The following is a 26,265-nucleotide window of genomic DNA, read 5'->3' on the forward strand; positions in this document are numbered from 1 at the left end:
ACCCACCGGTAACAAGGGCTAGGGTGCGGGGCAGGAACACTCTCGACTTCAGGAGCATTCGTGGCCGCACCAGCAACGCCGCCGCTCGCGCCCACCGCGCGAGGGGTGCGCAATGTCGTCTTCGTCGAAGGGGTACGCACGCCCTTCGGCAAGGCGGGCGACAAGGGCATGTACGCCGGGACCCGGGCGGACGACCTCGTCGTCAACGCCATCCGCGAGCTGCTGCGGCGGCATCCGGAGCTGCCGCCCGAGCGCGTGGACGAGGTGGCGATCGCCGCGACGACGCAGATCGGCGACCAGGGCCTGACCATCGGCCGCACCGCCGCGCTGCTCGCCGGGCTGCCGAAGTCCGTGCCGGGCTTCGCGATCGACCGGATGTGCGCGGGCGCGATGACCGCGGTGACCACCACCGCGAGCGGCATCGGCTTCGGCGCGTACGACATCGCCATCGCCGGCGGCGTCGAGCACATGGGACGGCATCCGATGGGCGAGGGCGTCGACCCGAACCCGCGGATCGTCGCGGACAAGCTGGTCGACCCGACCGCGCTCGTAATGGGCCAGACCGCGGAGAACCTGCACGACCGGTTCCCGGAGATCACCAAGGAGCGCACGGACGCGTTCGCCGCGCGCAGCCAGGAGCGCTACGCCGAGGCCGTGAAGACCGGCAAGATCGGGCCGGAGCTGGTTCCGGTGGCGACCAAGTCGAAGGAACTCGGCTGGGGTCTCGCGACCGAGGACGAGCCGCCGCGCCCGGGCACGACCGTCGAGCAGCTGGCGAAGCTGAAGACGCCGTTCCGCCCGCACGGCCGGATCACCGCGGGCAACGCGGCCGGTCTGAACGACGGCGCGACCGCCGCGATCCTCGCCGACGAAGACACCGCGCGCGAGCTCGGCCTGCCGATCGGGATGCGGCTGGTCGGCTACTCGTTCGCGGGCGTCGAGCCGGAAGTGATGGGCATCGGCCCGGTGCCGGCCACCGAGAAGCTGTTCAAGCGCACCGGCCTGTCCATCGACGACATCGGGCTGTTCGAGATCAACGAGGCGTTCGCGGTGCAGGTGCTCGCCTTCCTCGACCACTTCGGCATCGCCGACGACGACCCGCGGGTCAACCAGTGGGGCGGCGCGATCGCGTGCGGCCACCCGCTGGCCTCGTCCGGCGTGCGGCTGATGACGCAGCTGGCGCGCCAGTTCGCCGAGCGCCCCGACGTGCGCTACGGCCTCACCACGATGTGCATCGGCATCGGCATGGGCGGCACCGTGATCTGGGAAAACCCGGCCTACAACGGCTTCGAGGGCTCTGAGGGGGCGAAGTAATGACTTTCACCGCTGAAGAGGCGAAGGCCGCGTTCCCGGACGAGGTCGTGACGAACGCGGTCACCAACCTGGTCAAGGTTCCCGGGCTGGACAAGCCGGTCGCACTGATCACTTTGGACAACGGCCACGACCACACCCGGCCGAACACCTTCGGCCCGCAGGGTCTCGTCGCGCTGAACGCCGCGCTGGACGAGGCGTTCGCCGCCGAGCCCGCCGCGATCGCGGTCACCGGCAAGCCGTTCATTTTCGCGGTCGGCGCGGACCTTTCCGGCGTCGAGGCGGTGTCGGACCCGAAGCTGGCGCGGGAGATCGCGCAGACCGGGCACGACGTGTTCCGCCGGCTCACCGAGTCGAAGATCCCGACGTTCGGGTTCGTCAATGGCGCGGTGATGGGCGGCGGGCTCGAACTCGCGCTGTCCTGCCACTACCGGACGCTGTCGGAGAACACCGCGGCCATCGCGTTCCCCGAGGTGTTCCTCGGGCTGTTCCCGGGCTGGGGCGGCACGCAGCTGCTGCCGAACCTGATCGGCCCGGACGCCGCCGTCACCGTGATCATCGAGAACGCGCTGGCGCAGAACAAGATGCTGAACGTGCGCAAGGCCGCCGAACTCGGCATCGTCGACGAGGTCTTCGGCTCCGCGGACTACCTGGAGCAGTCGCTGCTGTGGCTGGCGAAGGTGGTCAACGGCGAGATCACCCCGGCTCGCCGGGAAATCGACCGCGGTGCGGAGTGGGACGCGGCCATCGCGCGTGCCAAGTCTATTGTGGACGGTCGCACGCACGGTGCGTCGCCGGGCGCGACCAAGGCCGTCGAACTGCTGGAGCTGGCGCGGGAGAACGATCTCGACCGCGGTTACGCGGCGGAGACCGACGGGCTCGCCGAGTTGCTGATGTCGGACGTGCTGCGCGCCGGGCTGTACTCGTTCAACCTGGTCAACAAGCGGGCGAAGCGGCCGGCCGGCGCGCCGGACAAGTCGTTGGCGCGCAAGGTGAACAAGGTCGGCATCGTCGGCGCGGGCCTGATGGCCAGCCAGCTGGCGCTGCTGTTCGTGCGCAGGCTCAAGGTGCCGGTGGTGCTCACCGACGTCGACCAGGCGCGCATCGACAAGGGCGTGGGCTACGTCCACGAGGAGATCGACAAGCTGCTGGCCAAGAAGCGCGTGTCTCCGGACGGCGCGAACCGGCTTAAGGCACTCGTCACCGGCTCGCTCGACAAGGCCGCGTTCGCCGACGCGGACTTCGTGATCGAGGCCGTTTTCGAAGAGCTGGGCGTGAAGCAGCAGGTGTTCGCCGAGCTGGAGCAGCACGTCTCCCCCGAGGCGATCCTGGCCACGAACACCTCGTCGCTGTCGATCACCGCGATGGCGTCGAAGCTGCAGCACCCCGAGCGCGTGGTCGGCTTCCACTTCTTCAACCCGGTGGCCGTGCTGCCGCTTTTGGAGATCGTGCGCGGCGAGAAGACCGACGACGCGGCGCTGGCGACCGCGTTCTCGGTCGGCAAGCAGCTGAAGAAGTCGAGCGTGCTGGTGAAGGACGCGACGGCGTTCGTCGTGAACCGGCTGCTGCTGCGCTTCCTCGGCGAGGTGCTGGTGGCCGTGGACGAGGGCACGCCGTTCGACGTGGCCGACTCCGCGCTGGAGCCGCTCGGCCTGCCGATGTCGCCGCTGAACCTGATGCAGCTCGTCGGCCCGGCCATCGCGCTGCACGTCGGCGAGACGCTGCACGGCTCGTTCCCGGACCGCTTCACCGTGAGCGAGAACCTGGACAAGTTCGTGAAGGCGGGCAAGAAGGGCGTCTGGACCTGGGACGCGACCGGCACGCCGTCGGTCGACCCGGAGGTCGCCGAACTGTGGACGCAGGGCGACCAGCCGTCGACTGCCGAGCAGGTCCGCGACCGCGCGCTGAACGCGATCGCCGAAGAGGTCCGGATCATGCTCGACGAGGGCGTGGTCGCGGAGGCCCAGGACATCGATCTGTGCCTGATCCTCGGCGCCGGCTGGCCGTTCTGGCTCGGCGGGATCACGCCGTACCTGGACCGGGCGGGCGTCTCGGAGCGGGTCAACGGCAAGCCGTTCCTGTCCCAGGGCGTGGCTTCGGTTCCGGCGTAACGCCTTGGCGGAGCCGCCCTGGTCCGCAGGGCGGCTCCGCCGTGAACCCGGACACACCGAGCACTTCGTGACCTTCCGGGCACCAGCCGTTCACCGCTGCCCCATAGCGTCCTGCCGAATCGTTCGAGCAGGTCAGGAGCAGGATGAACAGCACGAACCCGGGCGGCGTCGGCCGTCGCGGATTCTTCAAGCGCGCGGGGCTGGCGGGCGCTGTCGCGGCCGGAGTCCCGGTGCTGGCCCCGGGCCAGGCCGACGCCGCGGGCCTCGATCTGGGGCTCGACCTCGGGATCGATCTCGACTGGCTGTTCGGCCGCCGCTACCAGTGGGTCGTCGGCGATCACCACACGCACAGCCAGTACTCGTACGACGCGATGTACACGATCGACCGGATCGCCTCCGGAGCGCGCGAACACGGCGCGAAGTGGATTGTCTTCACCGATCACGGGCACGCGACGCACGAGAAGTCGTCGGTGGAGCCGACCAGCCACGATGTGCTCGCCGCGCAGCGGAGGCATCCGGATCTGCTGCTGTGGCAAGGCATGGAGTGGAACGTGCCGGGCGCGGAGCACGCGACGCTGTTCTTCCAGGCCGGCCGCGACCAGGCCACCGTGCTGCGCGAGTTCGAGCGCGGTTTCGACTGGCGGCTGACCGGTTCCGAGTCCTCCAGCCCGGAGCACGAAGCGTTGGCGCTCAAGGGTTTGCGGTGGCTCGCCGAGCAGGAACGCAAGCGCCGGATCCACGCGCCGGTCGTGCTGATCAACCACCCGCTGCGCAACGGGCGCGTGTCGCCGCACGAACTGCGCAATTACCGCGACACCGCACCCGGAATCGTGATCGGCATGGAAGGCGCGCCCGGCGCGCAGGCCGACGGATTCCCCAAGCCGCAAGGCAATGGCGGCGCGCGCGGCGGCTACGCCAACAACCCCGGCGCGGACTCGTGGCCCGGTTTCCCGGCCGAGGCGTACCGCACGTTCGGCGGCTGGGACTGGACCACCGCGAAGGTCGGCGGGCTCTGGGATTCCCTGCTGGCCGAAGGTAAACCGTGGTGGATCACCACGAACTCCGATTCGCACTACAACCGCGGCGACCAGCTGGTGCGCCCGTCGGTGCCGGACGGCTGGTACGAGCAGACCGGCAAGTACCCGGACCCGGTCGACAGCGGGGTCCCGCAATTGTCCGCGCCGTACGCGGATTTCTACCCCGGCGAGTTCAGCCGCACCGTGGTCGGCGTGCGCCGGCCGGGCTTCGAGGGCGTGCTGGAGGGTCTGCGCGCGGGCCGGATTTGGCTGTCTCACGGCGGTTTGGTGCAGCAGCTGGAAGTCGGCGTGTTCGGCGGCGGCGACTGCGCGACCTTCGGCGGACGGCTGCGCGTGCGGCGTGGTTCGACGGTGACGGTCGTGGTGTCCGCGGTGACCGCGTACCGGCCGAACGGATCGGGTTCGGTGCCGCGCCTCGGTCGGCTGGACCTGATCTCCGGTCCGGTCACCGGCCCGGCGGCGGATCGCGACACGATGGCTGCGCCGGGTACGCGCGTGGTCGAGTCGTTCACGCCTTCGCGCGGCTACGCGGGACGGCGGGTGACGTTCAAGCACACGTTCCGCAACGTGCGGGAGCCGTTCTACGTCCGGGTGCGCGGGACGGACGGGAAGCGGCACGTCGCAGGCGGGATCGAGCCGGCGATGGACGTGATCGGGCAGGCTGATCCGTATGAGGACCTGTGGCTGTACGGGAATCCTACGTTTGTGGCCGTCCGGTAGGTCGTGAGTGGCAATCCCGGTTCTAACCGGGATTGCCACTCACGACAGCTCACGCTCCCTCCCCTCGCGAGTGCCCAGCAACGTCGTCCCGCCCCCGCCGCGAGCACAAGGCTGGTCGCGATCGCCGGGGCGAAGCCCGCCCACAGCGTCGAAGCGCCTTGGTAGCACAGGGAAGCCCCGGTGAACCGCACGCGCGCATCCCGCGCTGCGGCTGGAAATCGCCGAAGGCCCGTCCGACGAACTGCAGCAGCAACTGGCCGACGGCGACATCGACGCGTGCCTGCTGTATTCCGCCCATCTGCGCCGCGGGCTGGACCACGTACGCATCGCCCCGGTCCGGCTGCGCTTGATGCTGCCCGCGAACCACCGCCTCGCCGACCGCGACGAGATCGCCCTCGCGGAACTCAGCGACGAGCCGGCCATCCTGACTTCCCTGCGCCCCGCACGCGATCTGGCCGAAAACCTGATGCGGCACGCGGGCGTCGAACCGGTCGCCGGCTGGAGCATGGCCAACGTCGAGACCATCCGGGCCATGGTCGCGCGCGGGCTGGGCTATTCGGTGCTGGTGGGCAGGCCGCACGGCGACCGGACTTACGACGGGCTGCCGCTGATCTACCGGCGGATCGCGGACGAGCTGCCGGAGAACGCGGTGGTGCTCGCTTGCGTCCGGGGCGGGCAGACCACGGCGGCGCTGAAGGCACTCACGGATTTTTGCGTCCGCGAGTTCGGTGAGGCGGGGCGTCCGGTCCAATGAGGACTGTCGGCGGCCCGCGTCAGACGTCGATAACGGTGAGCAGCCGGTCGAGCCCGACGTAGTCCTTGGGATTCCTGGTGAGCAACGGGATCCGCTGCACTGCCGCCGTCGCCGCGATCTGCAAATCCATCCGGCGGGGACGCGGATCCCGGCCGAACCGGCGGACCAGCGCGGCGGCCGTGCCGTACATCTTGGCCTCGTTGACGGCGAACGGCAGCACCACGAACTGTTCGAGGGCGGTGTGGTAGCGCTCGACCCGTTCCCCGAGCCGGATGGGATCGTCGGTGGCGAGGCCGTAAGCCAGCTCCGCGATGGTCACCGAACTGACTGCGGGCACTGCGGACGCGTACGAGCCCAAGTCCAGCCGTTCGAGGTCGATGACCACAGAGGTGTCAAGCAGGACGCGAGCCGGGACGGTCACTGGTCTTCGCCTGGCTCACCCAGGCGGTCGGCGCCGAAGACAGCGTCATCGGCGTCCCGCTCGCGCCGCCATTCGGCGCTGTCCATCGGCGGCAGCCCGCGGAAAGCTTCCTGGATTTCGCCGAGCGTCCGGTTCCGCGGCGGTTCTTCCGGTGCTCGGTGCGGCACCAGGTCGGCGACAGGTTTTCCGTTGCGAGTCACGGTGAACATCTCGCCCGCCGCGACGCGGCGCATGATCTCCGCGTTGTCGTTGCGCAGTTCCCGCTGTCCGATACTGTGCCCCATGAAGACTAATGTAGCACCTTCCTTGAAAAGGTGCTACGGGGTCGCTACGCGGTGGGCAGCCGCACCGTCACCGCCAGCCCGCCGCCGACCACCGGCTCCGCCGACACCGTCCCGCCGTGCGCCTGCACCGCCGCCCGCACGATCGAAAGCCCCAGTCCCGCACCGGAACGCGCCGTCCGGGCCACCCCGGCGCGGCGGAACGGCTGGAACAGTTCCGGCACCGCCGCCGGGTCCAGCAGCCCGCCCGACGAACGCACCCGCAACGTCGACCAGTGCGCGCCCGGCTCCGTCGTCACCTCGATCCAGCCTCCGTCGACGTTGTGCCGCACCGCGTTTTCGACCAGGTTTCCCGCGATCCGTTCCAGCAGAGCGGGATCCCCGATCGCCGGGGACGGCTGCATCGCGAAATCCGCGCGCAGGCCGCGTTGTTCAGCCTCGCCGCGGACCGCGGACCAAGCCCGTTCCACGAGCACGGTCAGGTCGACCAGTTCCCGCGTCACGAGACCGGCTCCGTCGGTGCGCGCCAGCAGCAGCAACGAATTCACCAGCTGCCCTGCCCGGTTCGTCGCGTCCAGCACGACCCCGGCCATCCGGCGGAATTCGGCCTCGTCGGCGTGTTCGTCGGACAGCGTCACGTCCAATTCCGTGCGGATCACCGACAGCGGGGTGCGCAATTCATGGCTCGCGTTGGCCACGAAATGCCGCTGCGAGTCGAACGCGTCCTGCAGCCGGTCGAGCATGTCGTCGAACGTCTTGGCCAGCTCGGCCAGTTCGTCGCGCGAGCGGATCTCGCCGATGCGCTCCCCCATCGACTCGATCGACAGCCGTCGCGCGGTCCCGGTGATCTCGCGCAGCGGACGCAGCACGCGGGAGGTGAACGTCCAGGCCAGGATCGCCGCCGCGGCCACCACGAAGCAGAAGGCCAGCGAGCCGAAGATCAGCACCCGGGTGACCGCGTGGGTGCGCAGGTGCTGCGCGAGCGTGGACGCGTCCACGTCGATGCCGTCGACCCGCACGATGGTGCCCGGCGGCATGTGCGGCACGGCGTCGACCGCGTCGCCGACGAGCGTCCACGCCAGCCACAGCAGCAGCAACCCCGCCGCGGCGACCAGGACGGTCGCCAGGACGGTGACGCGCACCCGCAGGCTGCGGGCGCCGGGAAGCTTCACTCGGAACCGGCGACCGACACCCGGTAGCCCGAGCCGACCACGGTCTCGATGATGCCCGGTTCGCCGAGCTTCTTGCGCAAGGTCATCACGGTGACCCGGACCGTCGTGGTGAACGGGTCGGCGTTCTCGTCCCACACCCGTTCGAGCAGTTCCTCGCTGCTCACCACCGAACCCCCGGCGGACAGCAGCACCTCGAGCACGCCGAACTCCTTGCGGGTCAGCTCGACCGGCCCGCTCGCGCGCCGGACGGTGCGCTTCGCCGGATCCAGCTCGACGTCGCCCGCGGTGAGCAGCGGCGGCGCGGCGGGCGTCGCGCGGCGGCCCAGTGCCCGCACGCGCGCGACCAGCTCCGGGAAGGCGAACGGCTTGGCGAGATAGTCGTCCGCGCCCAGCGACAGCCCGTCCACCCGGTCGGACACCGAACTGCTCGCGGTCAGCATCAGCACGCGCGTCAGCTCGCCGGACGTCACGATCTCGCGGCACAGGTCGTCGCCGGACATCCCGGGCAGGTCGCGGTCGAGCAGCACCACGTCGTACCGCGTGACGGACGACTTCTCGTGCCCGTCGTCGCCCGTGAGCGCGATGTCGACGGCCATGCCCTCCCGCCGCAGCCCGCGGGCGATCGCGTCGGCCAACGGCTCTTCGTCTTCGACTACCAGAACTCGCACCAGACCACAATCCCATAGTTTCCTGAGAGCACCTGAGAAGCCTGAGTGGACACTCGCGTTCAGCCCCACCGCAACGCGAACCACAGTCGCATCCGCGTTTCCGGATCGGCCAGCTCCGTCCCCAGCGCCCGTTCCGCCTGCCCGATCCGGTGCCGCACGCTGTTGCGGTGCACGCCGAGTTCGGCGGCGGTCCGGTCCCAGCTGCCGTGGTGCGCCAGCCACGTCCGCAGGGTCGGCACCAGCTCGCGGCCGTGCGCGCGGTCCAGTTCCCGCAGCGGGGCCAGCAGGCGTTCGGCGAACGCGCCTGCCGCGGCGGGCGGGATCAGGTCGTCGAAGCCGAGCGGGTCGGCGCTGGCGGCCAGCGGACGAGCCAGTGCGCGGGCGCGGGCGAGCAGCAGTTCGGTTTCCGCGACGGCGGCGGGCAGGCCGGCGGCGGGGTGCGGCGGGCTGGCCACCGCGAGCCAGCCGTGTTCCAGGAGACCGTCCAGGTCGGTGGGCTCGCTTGCGATGGCGTAGAACCGGGGGCCGGGCAGGACCTGGACCAGCGGGGTGTCGAGCCGGGCGCGCAGCCAGTCCGGCCGCCGGGCCAGCGCGTCCGGACCCCGTCGGCGGGCGACTCCGGCGACGAGCCGGGCCTGGTCGCTGCCGACGACTCCGGCGAGCGCGTCCGCACCGGGGCCGCCGAGCAGCAACGCGGTCGCCGCGGCGCCGAGTTCCGCACTGTCCGATCCGGCGCGGCCGACGAGTCCCAGCAGCGCCGCGCCGACGGCCAGGATCGCCCGGTCCCCGCTGTCGAACCGTTGCGCGCGGCCGGCCACGACCAGGTGCGCGGCGGTCGCCTGCGGATAGACCGGTTGCGCGACAACGTGGGTGCCGTCCGGCAATTCGGTGGAGGCGATGCGGATTCCGGAGCGAGCGCGCAAGGTCGCGAGCAGTTCCTTCACCGGCGACGGCAACGGCTGCGGCGCGTCGTAGCCCGCGGCGAGTACGTCCCCGGCACCGACCATCGCGACCCATCCGCGCAAGCGTCCGGCGAGCGCGGCGACCAACTCCCCCAAGCCGCCGCCCGCGGCTCGCGTCAGCGCTTCGCGACCTTCCGCCAGTCGCCGTTCTTCGTGTCGTCCCGCTTCGGCGAGCGCGACGGCGACGGCGCGGTTGATCGCCAGGAACGGCGTCGCGGGTGGCACGACCAGCAGCGGCAGGCCGTGCTCCACGCAGGCGTCGCGCAGCGAGGACGGCAGGGTTTCCGAGACTGTCGGGGTGAGGCCGAAGCCGAGTGCGGTGACGCCCGCGTCGCGCAGTCCCCGGACGTACCGGTCGGCGTCCTTCGGCAGGTTCACGCCCGCGGTCAGCACGAGTTCGGCACCCACCAGGTACGGCGCGGGGTCGGCCAGTTCGCTCACGTGCGCCCACCGCACCGGCCGGTCCAGGGCGCCTGGACGCAACGTTTCGGGCACCACATCGAGCGCCAGCTCCGGGTTGCCCGCGACGGTGCGTAGTGGGACTGTCACCTCTGCGGGCAACAGCACGTCCTGCTGGGTCATTTCAACCAATCTTCGGCGAAGTCCTGGATACATCGTCCCATGCCGCCGCGGGGTCGCCCGACCCTACGGTGTCCCGCAAGAACCCACCCCGTTTCAAGGAGGACCCGTGGGCGGCGACTATGCGGTGATCGCGCTGTACATCGCGGGCATGATCGGGGTCGGCTGGATCGGCCTCCGGCTGGCCAAGACGAAATCCGACTACCTGGTCGCCGGACGGCGGCTCGGCTGGTTCATGTACTCCGGCACGATGTCGGCCGTCGTGCTCGGCGGCGCGTCGACCGTCGGCGGCGTGAAACTCGGCTACACCTACGGCATCTCCGGCGCGTGGCTGGTGATCACGATCGGCGTCGGCATCCTGGTGCTGCACGCGGTTTTCGCGCGGCGGCTGGTGAAACTGCGCGTCTACACCGTCGGCGAGATGCTCGACCTGCGCTACGGCGGCCGCGCCAGCGCGGTGTCCGGCGTGGTGATGTGGGGCTACACGCTGATGCTCACGGTCACCTCGACACTGGCGTTCGCGTCGATCTTCAAGGTGCTGTTCTCGATCCCGAGCTGGGCCGGGATCGCGATCGGCGGGTCGATCGTGGTGCTGTACTCGGTGCTCGGCGGCATGTGGTCGATCACGCTGACCGACATCGCGCAGTTCGTGATCAAAACGATCGGCATCCTGTTCGTGCTGCTCCCGGTCGCGCTCGTCTCGGCGGGCGGCTTCAGCGGGATGGCCGAGAAACTGGACGCGTCGTACTTCGAGTTCACCTCGATCGGCGGCGAGACGATCCTGACTTACTTCCTGATCTACACGTTCGGGTTGCTGATCGGGCAGGACATCTGGCAGCGCGTGTTCACCGCGCGCACCCCGCGCGTCGCGACCGGCGGCGGCGTCATCTCCGGCGTGTACTGCCTCGTCTACGGCATCGCGGGCGCGCTGATCGGTACGGCGGCGAAGGTGCTGTACCCGGACCTCGGCAGCGCGCAGGACGCCTTTGCCACCATCGCCGAACGGCTGCTGCCCACCGGCGTACGCGGTCTCGTGCTCGCTGCGGCGCTCTCGGCGCTGATGTCGACTTCGAGCGGCGCGCTCATCGCGTGCGCCACCACGACGACTTCGGACCTGTTCCGCAAGATCGGCCTTAAGAGTGGCGAGGTCTTGCGTAACCGAGTGACGACACTTGTGCTGGGCATCGTGGCCATCGGTATCGCAATGCTCGTGGACGACGTCGTCAACGCGCTCACCATCGCGTACGACATCCTCGTCGGCGGCCTGCTCGTCACGATCGTCGGCGCGTTGTTCTGGAAGCGTGGTACTCGCGAAGGCGCGTACGCGTCGATGGTGGCTGGCACGGTGTCCGTCATCGCCTTCATGATCATCGACGGGGTCGCGGCCAACAGTCCGATTTATTGGGGGCTCGGCGTCAGCCTGGTCGTGTACGTCGGTGTCAGTCTCGCGACACCGCGTACGCCGGACAGCATTCTTTCCGTGTGGACACAACGTCTTCATGGTTCCGAAGCCGCTGAAGATCTCAGCGCATCCGAAACCCGACAGGAGTTGACCCAGTGAGTGAACAGCGTCCGGTCGGCCCGCTCGACTCGTCGCAGATCCCGCGTTTCGCCGGCTTCGCGACCTTCGCGCGGCTGCCGCGGATCGACGAAGTGCCGAGCGCCGACGTAGCCGTGGTCGGCGTGCCGTTCGACTCCGGCGTGTCCTACCGTCCCGGCGCGCGGTTCGGTCCTTCGGCGCTTCGCGAGGCGAGCCGCCTGCTGCGGCCGTACCACCCAGGTCTGGACGTTTCGCCGTTCGCGGAGAAGCAGGTCGTCGACGCTGGCGACATAGCGGTCAACCCGTTCCACATCGGTGAAGCGATCGAAAAGCTGCAGCAGGAAGCCGAAACGCTCACTGCGGGCGAGACGAAGCTAGTGACTGTCGGCGGTGACCACACCATCGCGCTCCCGCTGCTGCGCGCGGCGGCGAAGAAGCACGGCCCCGTTGCGCTGCTTCACTTCGACGCTCACCTCGACACCTGGGACACCTACTTCGGCGAGCCGTACACGCACGGCACGCCGTTCCGTCGCGCAGTCGAAGAAGGCATCCTCGACACCAGCGCCGTGTCGCACGTGGGCACGCGCGGCCCGCTGTACGGCAAGCGCGACCTCGAAGAAGACCGTCGCCTTGGCTTCGGCATCGTCACCTCCGGCGACGTACTGCGCCGCGGCATCGACGAGACCGTGGACGCGCTTCGCCAGCGCATCGGCGACCGTCCGCTGTACGTGTCCGTGGACATCGACGTGCTCGACCCCGCGCACGCGCCCGGCACCGGCACGCCCGAGGCGGGCGGTATGACCAGCCGCGAACTGCTGGAGATCCTGCGCGGTCTGCGCGGGCTCAACCTGGTCGGCGCGGACGTCGTGGAATTGGCCCCGGCCTACGACCACGCCGAGATCACCGCCGTCGCCGCATCGCACGTCGCCTACGACCTGGTCAGCCTGCTGGCGCTGGGACGCAGCGCATGACCCGGATCGGCGGCGACGTTGTCGTAGAGACGCTGCGGGCGCTCGGCGCGGACACCGTGTTCGGCCTGCCCGGACAGCACGCGCTTGGCCTGTTCGAGGCTCTGCGCCGCGCTGAAGACCTGCGCGTGGTCAGCTCGCGAGTGGAGAACAATCTCGCCTTCGCCGCGGACGGCCACGCGCGCGCCCGGCTCGCCGCCGATCCGCACGGCCCGGTGCCGGTCACGCCGATGATCGTGTCGACCGGCCCCGGTGCGTTGCTCACGCTTGCGTCGCTGCAGGAATCGCGCGCGGCATCGGTGCCGGTGCTCGGCATCTCGAGCCAGGTCCCGGTCGCCGGGCTCGGCGGCGGACGCCATGGTTACCTGCACGAACTCACCGACCAGCAGGCCAGCTTCCGCGACATCGTGAAGTCGGTGCACGTGGTCCGGTCGATCAGTCAGATCCCGACCGCGCTGCGCGAGGCGTGGGAATCCGCCGCGACCGCGCCGTACGGGCCGGTGTGGGTGGAAATCCCGCAGGACGTGCTGCTCGCCCCGGCGAACCTGCCGCGGCTGACGTCGGTGACCGCGGCTCCGGCGCCGCTCGAACCGTTGCCGGAGCTGGTGGCCGAGGCCGCGAAACTCCTCGACGAAGCGAAGAATCCGGTGATCCTCGCCGGCGGCGGCGCGCTGCGTTCCGGAGCGCACGACGAACTGCGCCAGCTCGCCGAAACCCTGCGCGCGCCGGTGGTGTCGACGTTCGGCGGCAAGGGCGTTTTCGCCTGGGACCACGAGCTGTCCGCGCAATCGTGGATGGAAGACTGGCACACCACGGAATTCCTCTCCGCCGCCGACGTCCTGCTGGTGCTCGGCTCCGGGCTGGGCGAACTGTCCAGCAACTACCGCGAGTTCGCGCCGCGCGGCCAGGTCGTGCAGGTGGAAGCGGATCTCGGAAAACTGGAGTCGAACTACCCCGCGCTCGCGCTGCACGCCGACGTCCGGCACACCCTCCGCGCGTTGCTGGATCAGCTCACGCCGCGTACTGCGGACGGACGAGCCGAAGCGGCGGTGAAGGACCTGCTCGCGCGCGTTGAGTCCAGGTTGGACAGTCAGCCGCTCGCGCTTGAACGGAAGCTGCTCGAGGACATCCGCGCCGCGCTTCCCGAAGACACGCAGACCTTCTGGGACATGACGATCGCGGCCTACTGGGCGTGGTCGGTGTGGAATCCCGACGGAGCGCCGATCCACACCGCGCAGGGTGCGGGCGGCCTCGGCTACGGCCTTCCCGGCGCGCTCGGCGCTGCCGCGGCCGGTGTGCGATCGCTGGCCGTGTCCGGCGACGGCGGCGCGATGTACGGGCTGGCCGAACTGGCCACCGCCGTGCAGCACCAGCTCGACGTGACCTGGCTGGTCGTCGACGACGGCGGCTACGGCATCCTGCGCGAATACCTCACCGGCGCGTTCGGCCAGAGCACCGCGACCGAACTGCCGCGGCCGGATTTCGTCGCGCTGGCCGAATCGTTCGGCATCCCCGCCCGAAAGACCGCTGCGGACACTGTCCGCGCCGATCTCGCCGACGCGCTGCGCACCCCCGGCCCGTCGGTCGTCGTGCTTCCCGCACTGCTGAAGATGTTCGCCCCAACCCACTTGGAGCACTCATGACCTACGTCCGCAACTTCGTCGGCGGCGCTTTGGTCGACACGCCCGACACCGAGGCGACCCTCGAACTGACGAACCCGGCCACCGGCAAGGTTTTCGGCACCAGCGTCGTTTCCCGGCGGAACGAAATCGATCTCGCGATGGAGTCGGCGGCGCGCGCGTTCCAGTCGTGGCGGCGCAGCACTCCCGCGCAGCGCCAGGAAGCCCTGCTCAAGATCGCCGGCGCGCTGGAAGCCCGCGCGGAAGAGTTCGCCGCCGCCGAGGTCCGCGAGACCGGCAAGGTCCGTGCGGTCATGCTGGACGAGGAAATCCCGGAATGCGTGAGCACACTGCGGTTCTTCGCCGGTGCCGCGCGGCAGCTCGAAGGCACCGGCGCGGGCGAATACCTGGCCGGGCACACGTCGGTGATCCGCCGCGAGCCGATCGGCGTGTGCGCGCAGATCGCGCCGTGGAACTACCCGCTGATGATGGCCGTCTGGAAGATCGGCCCGGCGCTCGCCGCGGGCAACACCGTGGTGCTCAAGCCGGCGGAAACCACGCCGTCCACCGCGGTGCTGCTGGCCGAAATCGCGGCGGAATCCCTGCCGCCGGGCGTGTTCAACGTCGTGTGCGGCGACCGGGAAACCGGCCGTGCGCTGGTCCGGCACCCGCACACCGACCTGGTGTCCATCACCGGCTCGACGCGCGCCGGCATCGACGTGGCGACCGTCGCCGCGGCCGATCTCAAGCGCACCCACCTGGAACTGGGCGGCAACGCTCCCCTGCTGGTCTTCCCGGACACCGACCTCGCCGACACCGCCGAGCGGATCGCCGACGCCGCGTTCTACAACGCCGGACAGGACTGCACCGCGGGCAGCCGCGTGCTGGTGCACGAGAGCGTCCACGACGAGTTCGTTGCCGCACTGACGAAAACGGCCGCCACGCGTCGTCCGGACGTCGACTACGGCCCGCTCAACAGCCGCGCCCAGCTCGACCGCGTGCTCGGCCTGCTGGAGCGGCTGCCGTCGCACGCCCGCGTCGAAACCGGCGGCACCGCGACCGGACCGGGCTTCCAGCTCGCGCCGACCGTCGTGTCCGGCCTCCGGCAGGACGACGAACTGGTCCAGGAGGAAGTCTTCGCGCCGGTCATCACCGTCCAGTCGTTCGCCGACGAGACGGAAGCGCTGGAGCTGGCCAACGGCGTCCCCTACGGCCTGGCTTCTTCGGTCTGGACGAACGACGTCGCCCGCGTCGCCCGGGTGTCGCGCGACCTCGATTTCGGCTGCGTGTGGGTGAACACGCACGGCCCGCTGACCGCCGAGATGCCGCACGGCGGGTTCGGCCACTCCGGGCACGGCAAGGACCTCTCGGCGTACTCGTTCGCCGAGTACACCCGCGTCAAGCACGTGATGACGAGGTTCGAGTGATGAGCGGCAAAGTCACCGAGGTCGAACAGCACGGCATCGCGCCGATCCCGCCCGCCGAGCAGACGTCCCGGCCGCGCGACCTGTTCCGGCTCGCGTTCGGCGGGGCCAACACGTTCGCCACGATCATCTTGGGCACGCTGCCGATCGCGTACGGGCTGAGCTTCTGGGCCGCGCTCGCCGCGACCGTGGTGGGCGTGGTGCTCGGCGCGCTCGTGCTGTCCCCGATGGCCCTGTTCGGCCCGGTCACCCGGACCAACAACGCGGTTTCGTCCGGCGCGCACTTCGGCGTGGTCGGCCGGTGCGTCGGCTCGTTCCTGTCGCTGCTCACCGCGATCACCTTCTTCGCGATCTCGGTGTGGGTGAGCGGTGACGCGGTAGCCGGTGCGGCACAGCGGCTTTTCGGCATCGACGGCGGCCCCGTGCTGCGCGCGGTCGCGTACGGCGTGATCGCGATCGCCGTACTCGTCGTGTGCATCTACGGCTACCGCTTCATGCTGTTGGTCAACCGCGTCGCGGTAACCCTGGGCACGCTCATCATGCTGGTCGGGATCTTCGCCTACGGGGGCTCGTTCGACCCGTCCTTCACTGGCAGCGGCGACTTCGCGCTCGGCACGTTCTGGCCGACGTGGATTCTCGCCGTGCTGACGGTGATGGCGAACCCGATCTCGTTCGGCGCGTTCCTCGGCGACTGGTCGCGTTACATCCCCGCCACCCACTCGCGCCGCTCGCTGCTGGCCGCGCCGTTCCTCGCGCAACTGGCGACGCTGCTGCCGTTCGGCTTCGGCATCGCGACCGCGACCCTGGTCGCCGACCCGGCCGACTACGTCACCGGCCTGACCGCGATTTCCCCGCTCTGGTACGCGATCCCGCTGATCGCGGTCGCGCTGATCGGCGGATTGTCCACCGGCACCACCGCGCTGTACGGCACCGGCCTGGACTTCAGCTCGATCTTCCCGCGCCTGTCCCGCGTTCGGGCGACGCTGCTGATCGGGACGCTGAGCGTGCTGTTCATCTTCGTCGGCAATTTCGTGCTCGACATGGCGTCCAGCATCAACGCGTTCGCGACGCTGATCGTGTTGTGCACGTCGCCGTGGATGGTGATCATGATGATCGGCTACGTGCAGCGCCGCGGCTATTACGACCCGGCTGACCTGCAAGTGTTCAACGAGGGCCGCACCGGCGGACGGTACTGGTTCCACCGGGGCGTCAACTGGCGCGCGATGGCGGCCTGGATCCCGGCCACCGGACTGGGCCTGCTGTGCGCGAACACGCCGATGATCACCGGACCGCTGGCGGGCATCGCGGGCGGCGTGGACATCAGCCTGGTGGTGACGCTGTGCACGGCCGCGGTGGCGTATCCGGTGCTGGTGAAGGTGTTCCCGGAGCCTCGGGAGGTGTTCGGGCCTTCGCCGGCTGTCGCTGCGGAAGCGGTGGCTGCCGAAGCGTGAGCGGCGGGCGGCTCCACTGTGCGGACAGGATCGCGTCCGCCAACGCCGCGGCCGGACCGCGTGCCGTTCCCCGGCGGCTCAGCACGAACGTCACCGAGCCCGGATCGGGCATCCCCGCGATCGGGACCAGCCCGTCCGGGACAACGGATTCCGCGAACAGGCCGATGCCGAGCCCGGCTTCGAGCGCGACTCGCAGGCCGTTGAGCCGCTCGCTGACACAGCCGATCCGCCACTGCACACCGTTGCGGCGCAAGGCGTTCAACGCGCGTGCCCGGGTGACGCTCGGCTCCGGGTAACGCACTAGCGGCACTGGCTCGCCCGGGACCAGGTCCAGCCCGGGCGCGCCCACCCACACGAGCGGGTCGCGCCGCAAACCCTGTCCGGAATCGCGCTTGGCGAGCACCAGGTCGAGGTCTCCGTCGGCGAGCCGGGAATGCAGCACCTCGCTCAGCTCGACCGACAGTTCGAGGTCGATCCCCGGATGCGCGCCGCGAAACCGGCCGAGCACGTCCGCGGCGTGGCCGAGCAGGAAGTCCTCGCACACTCCGAACCGGACCCGCCCGCGCGGGCCCGGCCGGGAGAAATAGCGCAGTGCGCGGTCCTGCTGAGCAAGAATGCCGCGAGCGAAACCGGTCATCGTCTCGCCGTCGCCGGTGAGCCGCACGCTGTGCGTATCTCGTTCGAACAACACGCAACTGAGCGCCGTTTCGAGGCGGCGGACGTGCTGGCTCACCGTCGACTGCCCGAGCTCCAGCCTGCGGGCGGCTTCGGAGAACCCGCCCGCCTCGGCCACAGCGAGAAAAGTGCGCAGCAGCACCGGATCGATCACTGCCCCGGAGTACCACTCTCGGTATGCGACCGTGTACCAGGTGTGGCCACTGCCACTACCGCCGGCGCGTGATCACCACCGGCTTAAGATCCTTCGGCTCTCGCGCGGCAACGAGTTCAGCGTGCCGACGATGCCGATGTCGTCGTTCTGCTCCCCGGTGCTGGTGTTGAACATGACGAGCACGTCCAGGCCTTCGGCGCTGCTGGAATTCGCGAAATAGTGAAAGAACCCTTGCGGCGCGAAGACGAGTTCTCCTGCTCCCGCTCTGAAAACCGCATTCTGGTAGCTACCGTCCTCGGGTGTGCCGAGAATGCTCCAGTCCGCCTTGCCTGAAATGATATAGTTCAGCTCCTATGCGGACGGATGCCAATGCGGTTCGCGCACGCCACCGGGGTCGAGATGGACCAAATACACCGACCCTTGCTGACCAGCCAAGACCGGAAAGTTCTTCTCATGCGCCCCCCGTAAAGTCCCGCCGTCATGGACCGCGGGCGCGGATGCGGCGAGCGGGAAGACATACGTCGGGTTCACTGGTTTCCCAGTGCTCGCCCGCGCCGTTCCAGCCGCCCCGAGCGCAGTCGCCGCAGCGATTCCCGCACCCGCCCCGAGCGCACCGCGCCTGCTGATTTCCGACATTCTTTCCGCCTTTCCCGGAACTGAGCAATCCGCCGTCCCTGATTATTCCGGGAACGCGGAGAACGGAAAGGTCCCAGCGCGGATCACTGCTATCGCGCGCAGCGATGAGCAAACCTGGTACGCACGCGGACCTTCTGTGGGAAGATCCCGGAACCCCTTGTCCTGGAGGCGATTCGTGACGTTCGCAGTCGGCATCTTCGACCTGTTCAGCTTCGCCGTGCCCGGAGCGGTCCAACTGTCGCTGCTGGTCTACGTACTCGACCGCCTGGGCGTAGTACACGTCGCGGCACTGACGTCCGCACCGGGCGCGCTTCTGGTGGCCGGTGCCGTGGTGGCCAGTTATCTGCTCGGGCACCTCTTCCACCCGCTGGCCGCGCAGTTGGAGCGACTCCGTCCCCGCCGGGACGCGGAGGACGCGCGGCAGGAGTTCATCGCCGGGGTCCCGCAGGCGCGCGACCGCCCTTACGTCCAAGCCAACCCGGTGCTGCTCGTCGCCGCGGCTGAACTGCACGACAAGGACGCTGCGGGAGAAATCGTCCGGATGCGCGCGCAGTCGGTGATGCTGCGCAACATCGCCTTCGCCTTCACGCTGGCCGTCGTCGTGGCACTCGGCCAGACCGCGACCGGGCCGCATCGGGTGGTCGCCGCCGGGGCCGCCGCTCTCTCGTTGCTCGGCGCGGCCGGAGCGCTGGGCAGCAGCCGGAAGGTCTGGCACATGTCGCGGCTGAAGGCGCTGGAGATCTGCTACTGGATTCCGGACATCGACCAGACTTTCGCTGCCGAGGATCCAGCGGAGGGTTAGCGGCACCCGGGCGAGCGGCCTCGCCGAGACAGCGAAACGGCGGGTTCCCGCTCCGGGAACCCGCCGTCCAAGTGGTCAGGCGCGAGGTTTCTCCTGCCCGCCCCGATCATGGGCGCGGCCTCGCCCCGCAGCCGGATTCACTTCGGCACCCAGCCAACGGGAAGCCCGCTCCGCGACAGCCGAGACTCTTCCCGCGTCGCTCAAGCGCGCGGCTTCTCCCCCGCGGTCTCCTCCACATCGACACCCAGCCGGCCCGAAGCCCACTCCGTGATCCGCCGCGCCACGTCCTGGGCAGTCAGGCCGATCCGGTCCAGCACTTCGGCCCGGGTGCCGTGGTCGTGGAACGCCTGCGGCACCGCGAGGTCGCGCAGCGGGACGTCGCATTCGGCGTCGCGCAGCACCGCCGCCAGCGCTGAGCCGAAACCGCCGTGCCGTCCGCTGTCCTCGACCGTCACTACGAGTTTGTGCTGTTCCGCCAGCGCGACCAGCTCCGCGGGCACCGGAACCACCCAGCGCGGGTCCGCGACCGTCACGCCGATGCCCTGGTCCGCCAAGCGGTCCGCGGCCTCCAGCGCCAGCTGCGCGAACGGACCCACCGCGACCAGCAGCACGTCCGTCGAACCCGACGGGCGGCGCAGCAGGTCGACCGTGCCGATCCGCTCCACCGCGGGCACGTCCGGGCCGACGCTGCCCTTCGAGAACCGCAGCGCGGTCGGTCCGTCCTGCACCGCGACCGCCTCGCGCAGTTCCTCGCGCAGGGTGCCCGGGTCGCGCGGCGCGGCCACGCGCATGCCCGGCACCATGCCCAGCAGCGACAGGTCCCACATGCCGTGGTGGCTCGGGCCGTCGGGGCCGGTGATGCCCGCGCGGTCCAGCACGAACGTTACCGGCTGGCGGTGCAGCGCGACATCCATCAGCACCTGGTCGAACGCCCGGTTCAGGAACGTCGAGTACAGCGCGACGACCGGATGGCAGCCGCCCATCGCGAGCCCGGCCGCGGACGTCACCGCGTGCTGTTCGGCGATGCCGACGTCGAACCAGCGGTCCGGGAAGCGCTCGGAGAACTTTTCCAGCCCGGTCGAGCGCAGCATCGCGGCGGTGATCGCCACGACGTCCTGGCGCTCCTCTCCGATCTTCGCCAGCTCGTCGCCGAACACGCCGGTCCAGCTGGGGCCCTTCACCGGCGGCAGTCCGGTCTCCGGGTCGATCGGGTCGGTCTGGTGCATCTGGTCGGCCTGGTGGTTCACCGCGGGCGCGTAGCCGTGGCCCTTCTCGGTGACCACGTGCACGATCACTGAGCCGCCGAACGCCCGCGCGCTCTGGAACGCCTTCTCCAGCGCGACCAGGTCGTGGCCGTCGACCGGGCCGAGGTACTTCAAGCCGAGGTCGGAGAACATCACCTGCGGGCTCAGCGCGTCCTTGATGCCCGCCTTGGCCGCGTGCAGCGCGGCGTAGATCGGCTTGCCCACGACCGGGGTGCTGCGCAGCAGTTCGCGACCGCCGTCCAGGAGCCGCTCGTAGCCCGGCTGCAGCCGCAGCGACGCCAGGTGATCGGCCATGCCGCCGATGGTCGGCGAGTACGACCGGCCGTTGTCGTTGACCACGATCACGACCGGACGGTCCTTGCGCCCGGCGATGTTGTTGAGCGCCTCCCAGCACATGCCGCCGGTGAGCGCACCGTCGCCGACCACCGCGATCGCGTGCCTGCGCGGGCCCCCGGACAGCTCGAACGCCTTCGCCATGCCGTCCACATAGGACAGTGCGGTGGACGCGTGGCTGTTCTCGACCAGGTCGTGCTCGCTCTCGCCGCGGCACGGGTACCCGGTGGGGCCGCCCTGCTGGCGCAGCAGGTCGAAGTCGACGTGCCGCCCGGTGACGATCTTGTGCACGTACGCCTGGTGCCCGACGTCCCACACGATCGCGTCGCGCGGCGAATCGAACACCCGGTGCAGCGCCAGCGTCAGCTCGACGACGCCCAGGTTGGGACCGAGGTGCCCGCCGCTGCGGCGGACCTTGTCCACGAGGAAGTCCCTGATCTCGGCCGCCAGCTCCCCGAGGTCCTCGACGCTCATGCGCTTCAGGTCCGCCGGTCCGTGCACCGAGTCCAGCATGGTCACCGCTCCACCCCGTCCGTTTCTTCCTCCGCCGGTTCCGGCCAGTCTACGGACGGCCGCCACCTCGGTCCGGCCGCCCGCGTCCCGGATCACAGCTCCGGCGGAAACGCAACTCCACGAGCGGGGAAGATCACGAGGCCGGTCAGTCAAGTCGCGGTCACCCCGCGTGGCCGTGATAATCCCGGACGGACCCCGAGCTCGAGAGGACCCCATGGCGGACTTGTACATCGGCGGCGAATGGGTGGACGCGCGTGCGGGAGGGCGGCGCGAGATCCGCTGCCCCGCGGACGGCAGCCTGGTCGCCGAGGTCGCCGAAGCGACCGCGGAGGACACCGAGGCCGCCATCGCCGCGGCTCGCCGGGCGTTCGACACCGGACCCTGGCCCGCCACCCCGGCGGGCGAGCGCGGAAACCTGCTGCTGCGCGCGGCCGACCTGCTCGACCGCGACGCCGAGGAATTCGCCCGCGCCGAATCGCTCGACACCGGCAAACGCCTGGTGGAGAGCCGCTACGACATGAGCGACATCGCGGCTTGCCTGCGCTATTTCGGCAAGCTGGCGGGCAACGACGCGGGCCGGGTCGTGGACACCGGCAGCGCGGACTCGTTCAGCCGGATCGTGCACGAGCCGGTCGGCGTCTGCGGCCTCATCACCCCGTGGAACTACCCGCTGCTGCAGACGGCGTGGAAGATCGCCCCAGCCCTGGCTGCGGGCAATACGTTCGTGCTCAAGCCGAGCGAACTGACCCCGCACACCTCGATCCTGTTCATGCGGCTGCTCGCCGAGGCCGGACTGCCCGGCGGCGTCGCGAACCTCGTGCTCGGCGCGGGTCCGTCGGCCGGTGCGCCGCTGTCGGAGCACCCGGACGTCGACCTCGTGTCGTTCACCGGCGGGCTGGCCACCGGACGGGTGATCGCGGCGAACGCCGCGGCGACGGTGAAGAAGGTCGCGCTCGAACTCGGGGGCAAGAACCCGAACGTCGTGTTCGCCGACGCGGACTTCGAAACCGCTGTCGACTACGCGCTGACCGCGGTGTTCTTGCACTCCGGGCAGGTCTGCTCGGCCGGCGCGCGGCTCATCGTCCAGCGGGAATGGCACGACGAGTTCGTGGACGAACTGGTGCGGCGCGCGGAGCGGATCCGCCTCGGCGGGCCGTTCGACGAGAACGCCGAGACCGGGCCGCTCATCTCCGCCGCGCACCGCGAGAAGGTGGAGCGCTACGTCGCCACCGCCATCGAGGAGGGCGCGGTCCTGCGCACCGGCGGGAAGCGTCCGGACGACCCGGCGCTGCAGGACGGCTTCTACTACCTGCCGACGATCCTCGACAACGTTCAGCAGGGCAGCACCGCAGTCGTCGAGGAGTCCTTCGGCCCAGTCCTGACCGTGGAGACATTCACCGACGAGGACGACGCCGTCCGCATCGCCAACGACACCCACTACGGCCTGGCCGGCGGCGTGTTCACCCAGGACGCCGCCCGCGCCCAGCGCGTGGCGAACCGGCTCCGGCACGGGACGGTGTGGATCAACGACTACCACCCGTACCTCCCGCAGGCCGAATGGGGCGGCTACAAGCAGTCCGGTTTCGGCCGCGAGCTCGGCCCGACCGGACTGGCCGAATACACCGAGGTCAAGCACATCCACCAGAACCTGAAGCCCGGCCCCCAGCACTGGTTCTCCGGCTGATCCCCTCTCCCCACCGAAAGGAATTCGTGCCCTTGAGCGACACCGGCGATCGCGAACTCGGCGAATTCGGCTACACCAACCAGCTCAAGAGAACGCTCGGCAGTTTCCACACCTTCGCTGCCGGGATCAGCTACATCTCGGTGCTGACCGGGGTGTTCCAGCTCTCCTACCTCGGCCTTTCCGAGGGCGGCCCGGCCTACTGGTGGTCCTGGCCCGCGGTGTTCATCGGGCAGCTGATGGTGGCGCTCTGCTTCGCCGAACTGGCCGCGCAGTACCCGGTCGCCGGGTCGGTCTACAACTGGGCGAAGAAGCTCAGCAACCCGCACATCGCGTGGATGGCCGGCTGGATGATGCTGCTGGCCTCGATCGTCTCGATCTCCGCGACCGCGCTCGCCTACCAGCGGACGCTGCCGCAGATCACGTCGTTCTTCCAGTTCATCGGCGACGGCACGGGCACCAGCGACGCGGCCAACGGCGTGCTGCTGGCCAGCGTGCTGATCGTGTTCACCACGCTGGTGAACGCTTTCGGCGTGAAGCTGATGGCGCGGATCAACAGCGCGGGCGTGTTCGTGGAGCTGCTGTTCGCGGTGCTGCTGGTGGTGTTCCTCGCCTTCCATTTCGTACGCGGCCCGTCGGTGGTGACCGAGACGAACGGCACCGAGGCCGGGCATTCGTCGGGTTACCTCGGCGCGTTCCTGATCGCCGGGATCGCCTCGTCGTACGTCATGTACGGCTTCGACACCGCCGCGTCGCTCGGCGAGGAATCGCTGAACCCGCACCGCAACGCGCCGAAGGCGATTCTGCGCGCGCTGGTCGCCTCCTTCGTGCTGGGCGGGCTGATCATCCTGTTCGCGCTCATGGCGGTCGGCAACATCAACGCGCCGGAACTCGGCACGGTCGGCCTGCAGTACGTGCTCACCGACGCGCTCGGCCCGGCGATCGGACGAGTGTTCCTGTTCGTCGTATTCATCGCGATCACCGTGTGCGTGCTGGCCGTGCACACCGCAGCGATCCGGATCGCGTTCGCGATGGCCCGGGACAACGCGCTGCCCGGCGGCCGGAAGCTGGCGCGGGTCAACAAGACCACCGGCACCCCGGTGCTGCCCGCGATCGTGATCGGCGTGCTCGCGATCGCGCTGCTGGTGCTGAACATCAACTCCACGCAGATCTTCTCGGCCGTGACCAGCCTCGCGATCATCCTGATCTACCTGTCCTACCTCCTCGTGACTGTGCCCATGCTGATCCGCCGGCTGCGCGGGCGCTGGCCGCGCGAGGGCACCCCGGCCGGCCGGTTCTCCCTCGGCCGCTGGGGTCTCCCGGTGAACGTGCTCGCGGTGCTGTGGGGCGGTGCGATGACGATCAACCTGGCCTGGCCCCGCAACGAGATCTACAACGCTTCCCCGCCCTTCCACTGGTATCTGAAGTGGATTTCGGTGCTGTTCGTCGGCGTCTTCGCGGCCGGCGGCTTCGCCTATTACTGGTTCGTGCAACGGCACAAGGTCGGGGTGCTGGCGGACCACGCCGCCGCCCCCGCGCCCGACGAGGAGGTTTCCCGGTGAGCGCAAGCGAGTTCGACTACGTGGTGGTCGGCGGCGGAACGGCCGGATCGGTGGTGGCCGCCCGGCTGTCCGAGGACCCGGACGTGACCGTCTGCCTCCTCGAGGCCGGACCGTCCGACACGGACGTGCCGGAGGTGCTGGAGCTGACCCGCTGGATGGGCCTGCTGGAGTCCGGATACGACTGGGACTACCTGGTGGAACCGCAGGAGGCGGGCAACTCCTACCTGCGCCAGGCCCGCGCGAAGGTGCTCGGCGGCTGCTCGTCGCACAACTCGTGCATCGCGTTCTGGGCCCCGGCCGAGGACCTCGACGAATGGTCCTCGATGGGCCTGCCGGGCTGGTCGGCCGCGGACGTTTTCCCGCTGTACCAACGGTTGGAGACCAACGACGGCCCCGGCGACCACCACGGCCGCTCCGGCCCGGTCACCATCCGGTCGGTCCCGCCGCACGACCCCGCGGGCGCGGCGCTGCTGTCCGCGTGCGCCCAGGCGGGCATCCCGACGACGGAGTTCAACTCCGGCAAGACCGTCACCCACGGCGCGAACTGGTTCCAGATCAACGCCCGCGAGGACGGCACCCGGTCTTCGGCGTCGGTGTCGTACTTGCACCCGATCATGGGCAAGCGGCCGAACCTGGAGATCCGCACCGGAGCCCGCGCGAAACGGCTGCTGTTCGACGGCCTCCGCTGCACCGGCGTCGAGGTGCTGGACGCGGACCTCATCCACCACAGCACGATCACCGCGCGCCGCGAGGTCGTGGTCAGCTCCGGCGCGATCGACACGCCGAAACTGCTGATGCTGTCCGGCATCGGGCCCGCCGAGCACCTGCGCGAGGTCGGCGTCGAGGTGCTCGTGGACTCGCCGGGCGTCGGCTCGAACCTCGAGGACCACCCCGAGGGCCTGGTGATGTGGGACGCCCTGCAGCCGATGGTCACCGAATCCACGCAGTGGTGGGAAATCGGCATCTTCACCATGACCGAGGAGGGCCTGGACCGCCCGGACCTGATGTTCCACTACGGTTCGGTGCCCTTCGACATGAACACCGTCCGGCACGGCTACCCGACGACGGAGAACGGCTTCTGCCTCACGCCCAACGTGACGCGCAGCCGATCGCGGGGCACCGTGCGGTTGCGCACGCGCGACTTCCGCGACAAGCCCCGCGTCGACCCGCGGTACTTCACCGACGAGTACGACATGCGCGTGATGACCTACGGCGTGAAACTCGCCCGCGAGATCGCCGCCCAGCCCGCGCTCGACGAATGGGCGGGCGTGGAACTCGCGCCGGGCCGCGACTGCAAGACCGACGACGAGATCGCCGACTACCTGCGCAAAACGCACAACACCGTGTACCACCCGGCCTGCACGGCCCGGATGGGCGCGGACGGCGACCCCGAGGCGGTGCTGGACGAGCGGCTGCGCGTCCGCGGCGTCGCGGGCCTGCGGGTGGCCGACGCTTCGGTGATGCCGTTCCTCGTCACGGTGAACCCGTGCATCACGACGATGGCGATCGGCGAGAAGTGCGCGGACATGCTCAAGGAAGACCGGGGCTGACCTCGCGGCGGGTGGTTGTGTCCTGGTGGGGCACAACCACCCGCTAATCGGCCTTGTACCAACCGATGCCGGTTCG

Annotated in this window: 18 protein-coding genes and 3 pseudogenes; 13 read left to right on the forward strand and 8 right to left on the reverse strand. The window is 69.8% G+C overall.

Annotation, left to right across the window (positions count from 1 at the left end):
• The first annotated feature begins 105 nt into the window (after window positions 1-105).
• The 4 genes and pseudogenes from H4281_RS09615 to H4281_RS09630 all read left to right on the forward strand — a co-directional run.
• Window positions 106-1,314: a thiolase family protein gene (locus H4281_RS09615; protein ID WP_182890902.1), complete on the forward strand. Its 1,209-nt coding sequence runs from the start codon at window positions 106-108 to the stop codon at window positions 1,312-1,314.
• Window positions 1,314-3,422, forward strand: coding sequence for a 3-hydroxyacyl-CoA dehydrogenase NAD-binding domain-containing protein (locus H4281_RS09620; RefSeq protein ID WP_182890522.1), 2,109 nt, complete (start codon window positions 1,314-1,316; stop codon window positions 3,420-3,422). Before H4281_RS09615 ends, H4281_RS09620 begins: the two co-directional genes overlap by 1 nt.
• A gap of 143 nt (window positions 3,423-3,565) precedes the next feature.
• The gene (locus tag H4281_RS09625; protein WP_182890523.1) at window positions 3,566-5,179 is read left to right on the forward strand and encodes a PHP domain-containing protein; all 1,614 of its coding nucleotides are present in this window, start codon (window positions 3,566-3,568) and stop codon (window positions 5,177-5,179) included.
• Between the two features lie 202 nt (window positions 5,180-5,381).
• A pseudogene (locus H4281_RS09630) lies at window positions 5,382-5,933 on the forward strand (LysR substrate-binding domain-containing protein); the annotation flags it as partial.
• A 19-nt stretch (window positions 5,934-5,952) separates the two neighbouring features.
• Here H4281_RS09630 and H4281_RS09635 read toward each other — a convergent pair.
• Genes H4281_RS09635 through H4281_RS09655 form a run of 5 tightly spaced genes read right to left on the reverse strand, consistent with a single transcriptional unit; the run spans window position 5,953 to window position 10,019 of the window.
• Window positions 5,953-6,354, reverse strand: coding sequence for a type II toxin-antitoxin system VapC family toxin (locus tag H4281_RS09635; RefSeq protein ID WP_182890524.1), 402 nt, complete (start codon window positions 6,352-6,354; stop codon window positions 5,953-5,955).
• Window positions 6,351-6,638, reverse strand: coding sequence for a type II toxin-antitoxin system Phd/YefM family antitoxin (locus H4281_RS09640; RefSeq protein ID WP_182890525.1), 288 nt, complete (start codon window positions 6,636-6,638; stop codon window positions 6,351-6,353). Before H4281_RS09640 ends, H4281_RS09635 begins: the two co-directional genes overlap by 4 nt.
• A gap of 44 nt (window positions 6,639-6,682) precedes the next feature.
• Window positions 6,683-7,807 (reverse strand): sensor histidine kinase, encoded by a 1,125-nt coding sequence (locus H4281_RS09645; RefSeq protein WP_182890526.1) that lies wholly within the window; start codon window positions 7,805-7,807, stop codon window positions 6,683-6,685.
• A complete protein-coding gene (locus tag H4281_RS09650) occupies window positions 7,804-8,475 on the reverse strand; it encodes a response regulator transcription factor (RefSeq protein ID WP_009075614.1) in 672 nt (223 codons plus the stop codon). Before H4281_RS09650 ends, H4281_RS09645 begins: the two co-directional genes overlap by 4 nt.
• A gap of 59 nt (window positions 8,476-8,534) precedes the next feature.
• Window positions 8,535-10,019: a PucR family transcriptional regulator gene (locus H4281_RS09655; protein WP_182890527.1), complete on the reverse strand. Its 1,485-nt coding sequence runs from the start codon at window positions 10,017-10,019 to the stop codon at window positions 8,535-8,537.
• Between the two features lie 106 nt (window positions 10,020-10,125).
• On the opposite strand from H4281_RS09655, the gene H4281_RS09660 reads away from it, so the two are divergent.
• Genes H4281_RS09660 through H4281_RS09680 form a run of 5 tightly spaced genes read left to right on the forward strand, consistent with a single transcriptional unit; the run spans window position 10,126 to window position 17,018 of the window.
• Complete coding sequence (locus tag H4281_RS09660; RefSeq protein ID WP_182890528.1) at window positions 10,126-11,577, forward strand: sodium:solute symporter family protein; 1,452 nt, start codon at window positions 10,126-10,128, stop codon at window positions 11,575-11,577.
• Entirely contained in the window at window positions 11,574-12,527 is a 954-nt protein-coding gene (gene speB / locus H4281_RS09665; RefSeq protein WP_182890529.1) for an agmatinase, read from the forward strand. The genes H4281_RS09660 and speB overlap by 4 nt, the downstream gene beginning before the upstream one ends.
• Window positions 12,524-14,167 carry a thiamine pyrophosphate-binding protein gene (locus H4281_RS09670; RefSeq protein ID WP_182890530.1) on the forward strand — a complete coding sequence of 548 codons (1,644 nt, stop codon included), beginning with the start codon at window positions 12,524-12,526 and terminating at the stop codon, window positions 14,165-14,167. The genes speB and H4281_RS09670 overlap by 4 nt, the downstream gene beginning before the upstream one ends.
• Window positions 14,164-15,570 (forward strand): aminobutyraldehyde dehydrogenase, encoded by a 1,407-nt coding sequence (locus H4281_RS09675; protein WP_182890531.1) that lies wholly within the window; start codon window positions 14,164-14,166, stop codon window positions 15,568-15,570. The genes H4281_RS09670 and H4281_RS09675 overlap by 4 nt, the downstream gene beginning before the upstream one ends.
• Window positions 15,570-17,018 (forward strand): purine-cytosine permease family protein, encoded by a 1,449-nt coding sequence (locus H4281_RS09680; RefSeq protein ID WP_182890532.1) that lies wholly within the window; start codon window positions 15,570-15,572, stop codon window positions 17,016-17,018. The genes H4281_RS09675 and H4281_RS09680 overlap by 1 nt, the downstream gene beginning before the upstream one ends.
• Window positions 17,019-17,070: 52 nt before the next feature.
• On the opposite strand, the pseudogene H4281_RS09685 reads toward H4281_RS09680, so the two are convergent.
• Both H4281_RS09685 and H4281_RS09690 read right to left on the reverse strand, forming a co-directional pair.
• A pseudogene (locus H4281_RS09685) lies at window positions 17,071-17,847 on the reverse strand (LysR family transcriptional regulator); the annotation flags it as partial.
• Window positions 17,848-17,919: 72 nt separating this feature from the next.
• Window positions 17,920-18,483, reverse strand: a pseudogene (locus H4281_RS09690) (cupin domain-containing protein).
• A 175-nt stretch (window positions 18,484-18,658) separates the two neighbouring features.
• Here H4281_RS09690 and H4281_RS09695 point away from each other — a divergent pair.
• Entirely contained in the window at window positions 18,659-19,285 is a 627-nt protein-coding gene (locus H4281_RS09695) for a hypothetical protein (RefSeq protein ID WP_182890533.1), read from the forward strand.
• Between the two features lie 200 nt (window positions 19,286-19,485).
• Here the strand turns inward: H4281_RS09695 and dxs are convergent, their stop codons facing one another.
• Window positions 19,486-21,402 carry a 1-deoxy-D-xylulose-5-phosphate synthase gene (gene dxs / locus H4281_RS09700; RefSeq protein ID WP_182890534.1) on the reverse strand — a complete coding sequence of 639 codons (1,917 nt, stop codon included), beginning with the start codon at window positions 21,400-21,402 and terminating at the stop codon, window positions 19,486-19,488.
• A gap of 208 nt (window positions 21,403-21,610) precedes the next feature.
• On the opposite strand from dxs, the gene H4281_RS09705 reads away from it, so the two are divergent.
• From H4281_RS09705 to H4281_RS09715, 3 genes are read left to right on the forward strand one after another with little or no spacing between them, the layout of a single operon-like run.
• Window positions 21,611-23,080, forward strand: a complete 1,470-nt coding sequence (locus H4281_RS09705) for an aldehyde dehydrogenase family protein (RefSeq protein WP_182890535.1) — start codon at window positions 21,611-21,613, stop codon at window positions 23,078-23,080.
• A gap of 32 nt (window positions 23,081-23,112) precedes the next feature.
• Window positions 23,113-24,639 (forward strand): APC family permease, encoded by a 1,527-nt coding sequence (locus H4281_RS09710; protein ID WP_220506955.1) that lies wholly within the window; start codon window positions 23,113-23,115, stop codon window positions 24,637-24,639.
• Window positions 24,636-26,189: a GMC family oxidoreductase gene (locus tag H4281_RS09715; protein WP_182890537.1), complete on the forward strand. Its 1,554-nt coding sequence runs from the start codon at window positions 24,636-24,638 to the stop codon at window positions 26,187-26,189. The genes H4281_RS09710 and H4281_RS09715 overlap by 4 nt, the downstream gene beginning before the upstream one ends.
• Window positions 26,190-26,265 lie beyond the last annotated feature (76 nt).

It is taken from the genome of Amycolatopsis dendrobii, assembly GCF_014145675.1.
Classification (GTDB): domain Bacteria; phylum Actinomycetota; class Actinomycetes; order Mycobacteriales; family Pseudonocardiaceae; genus Amycolatopsis; species Amycolatopsis dendrobii.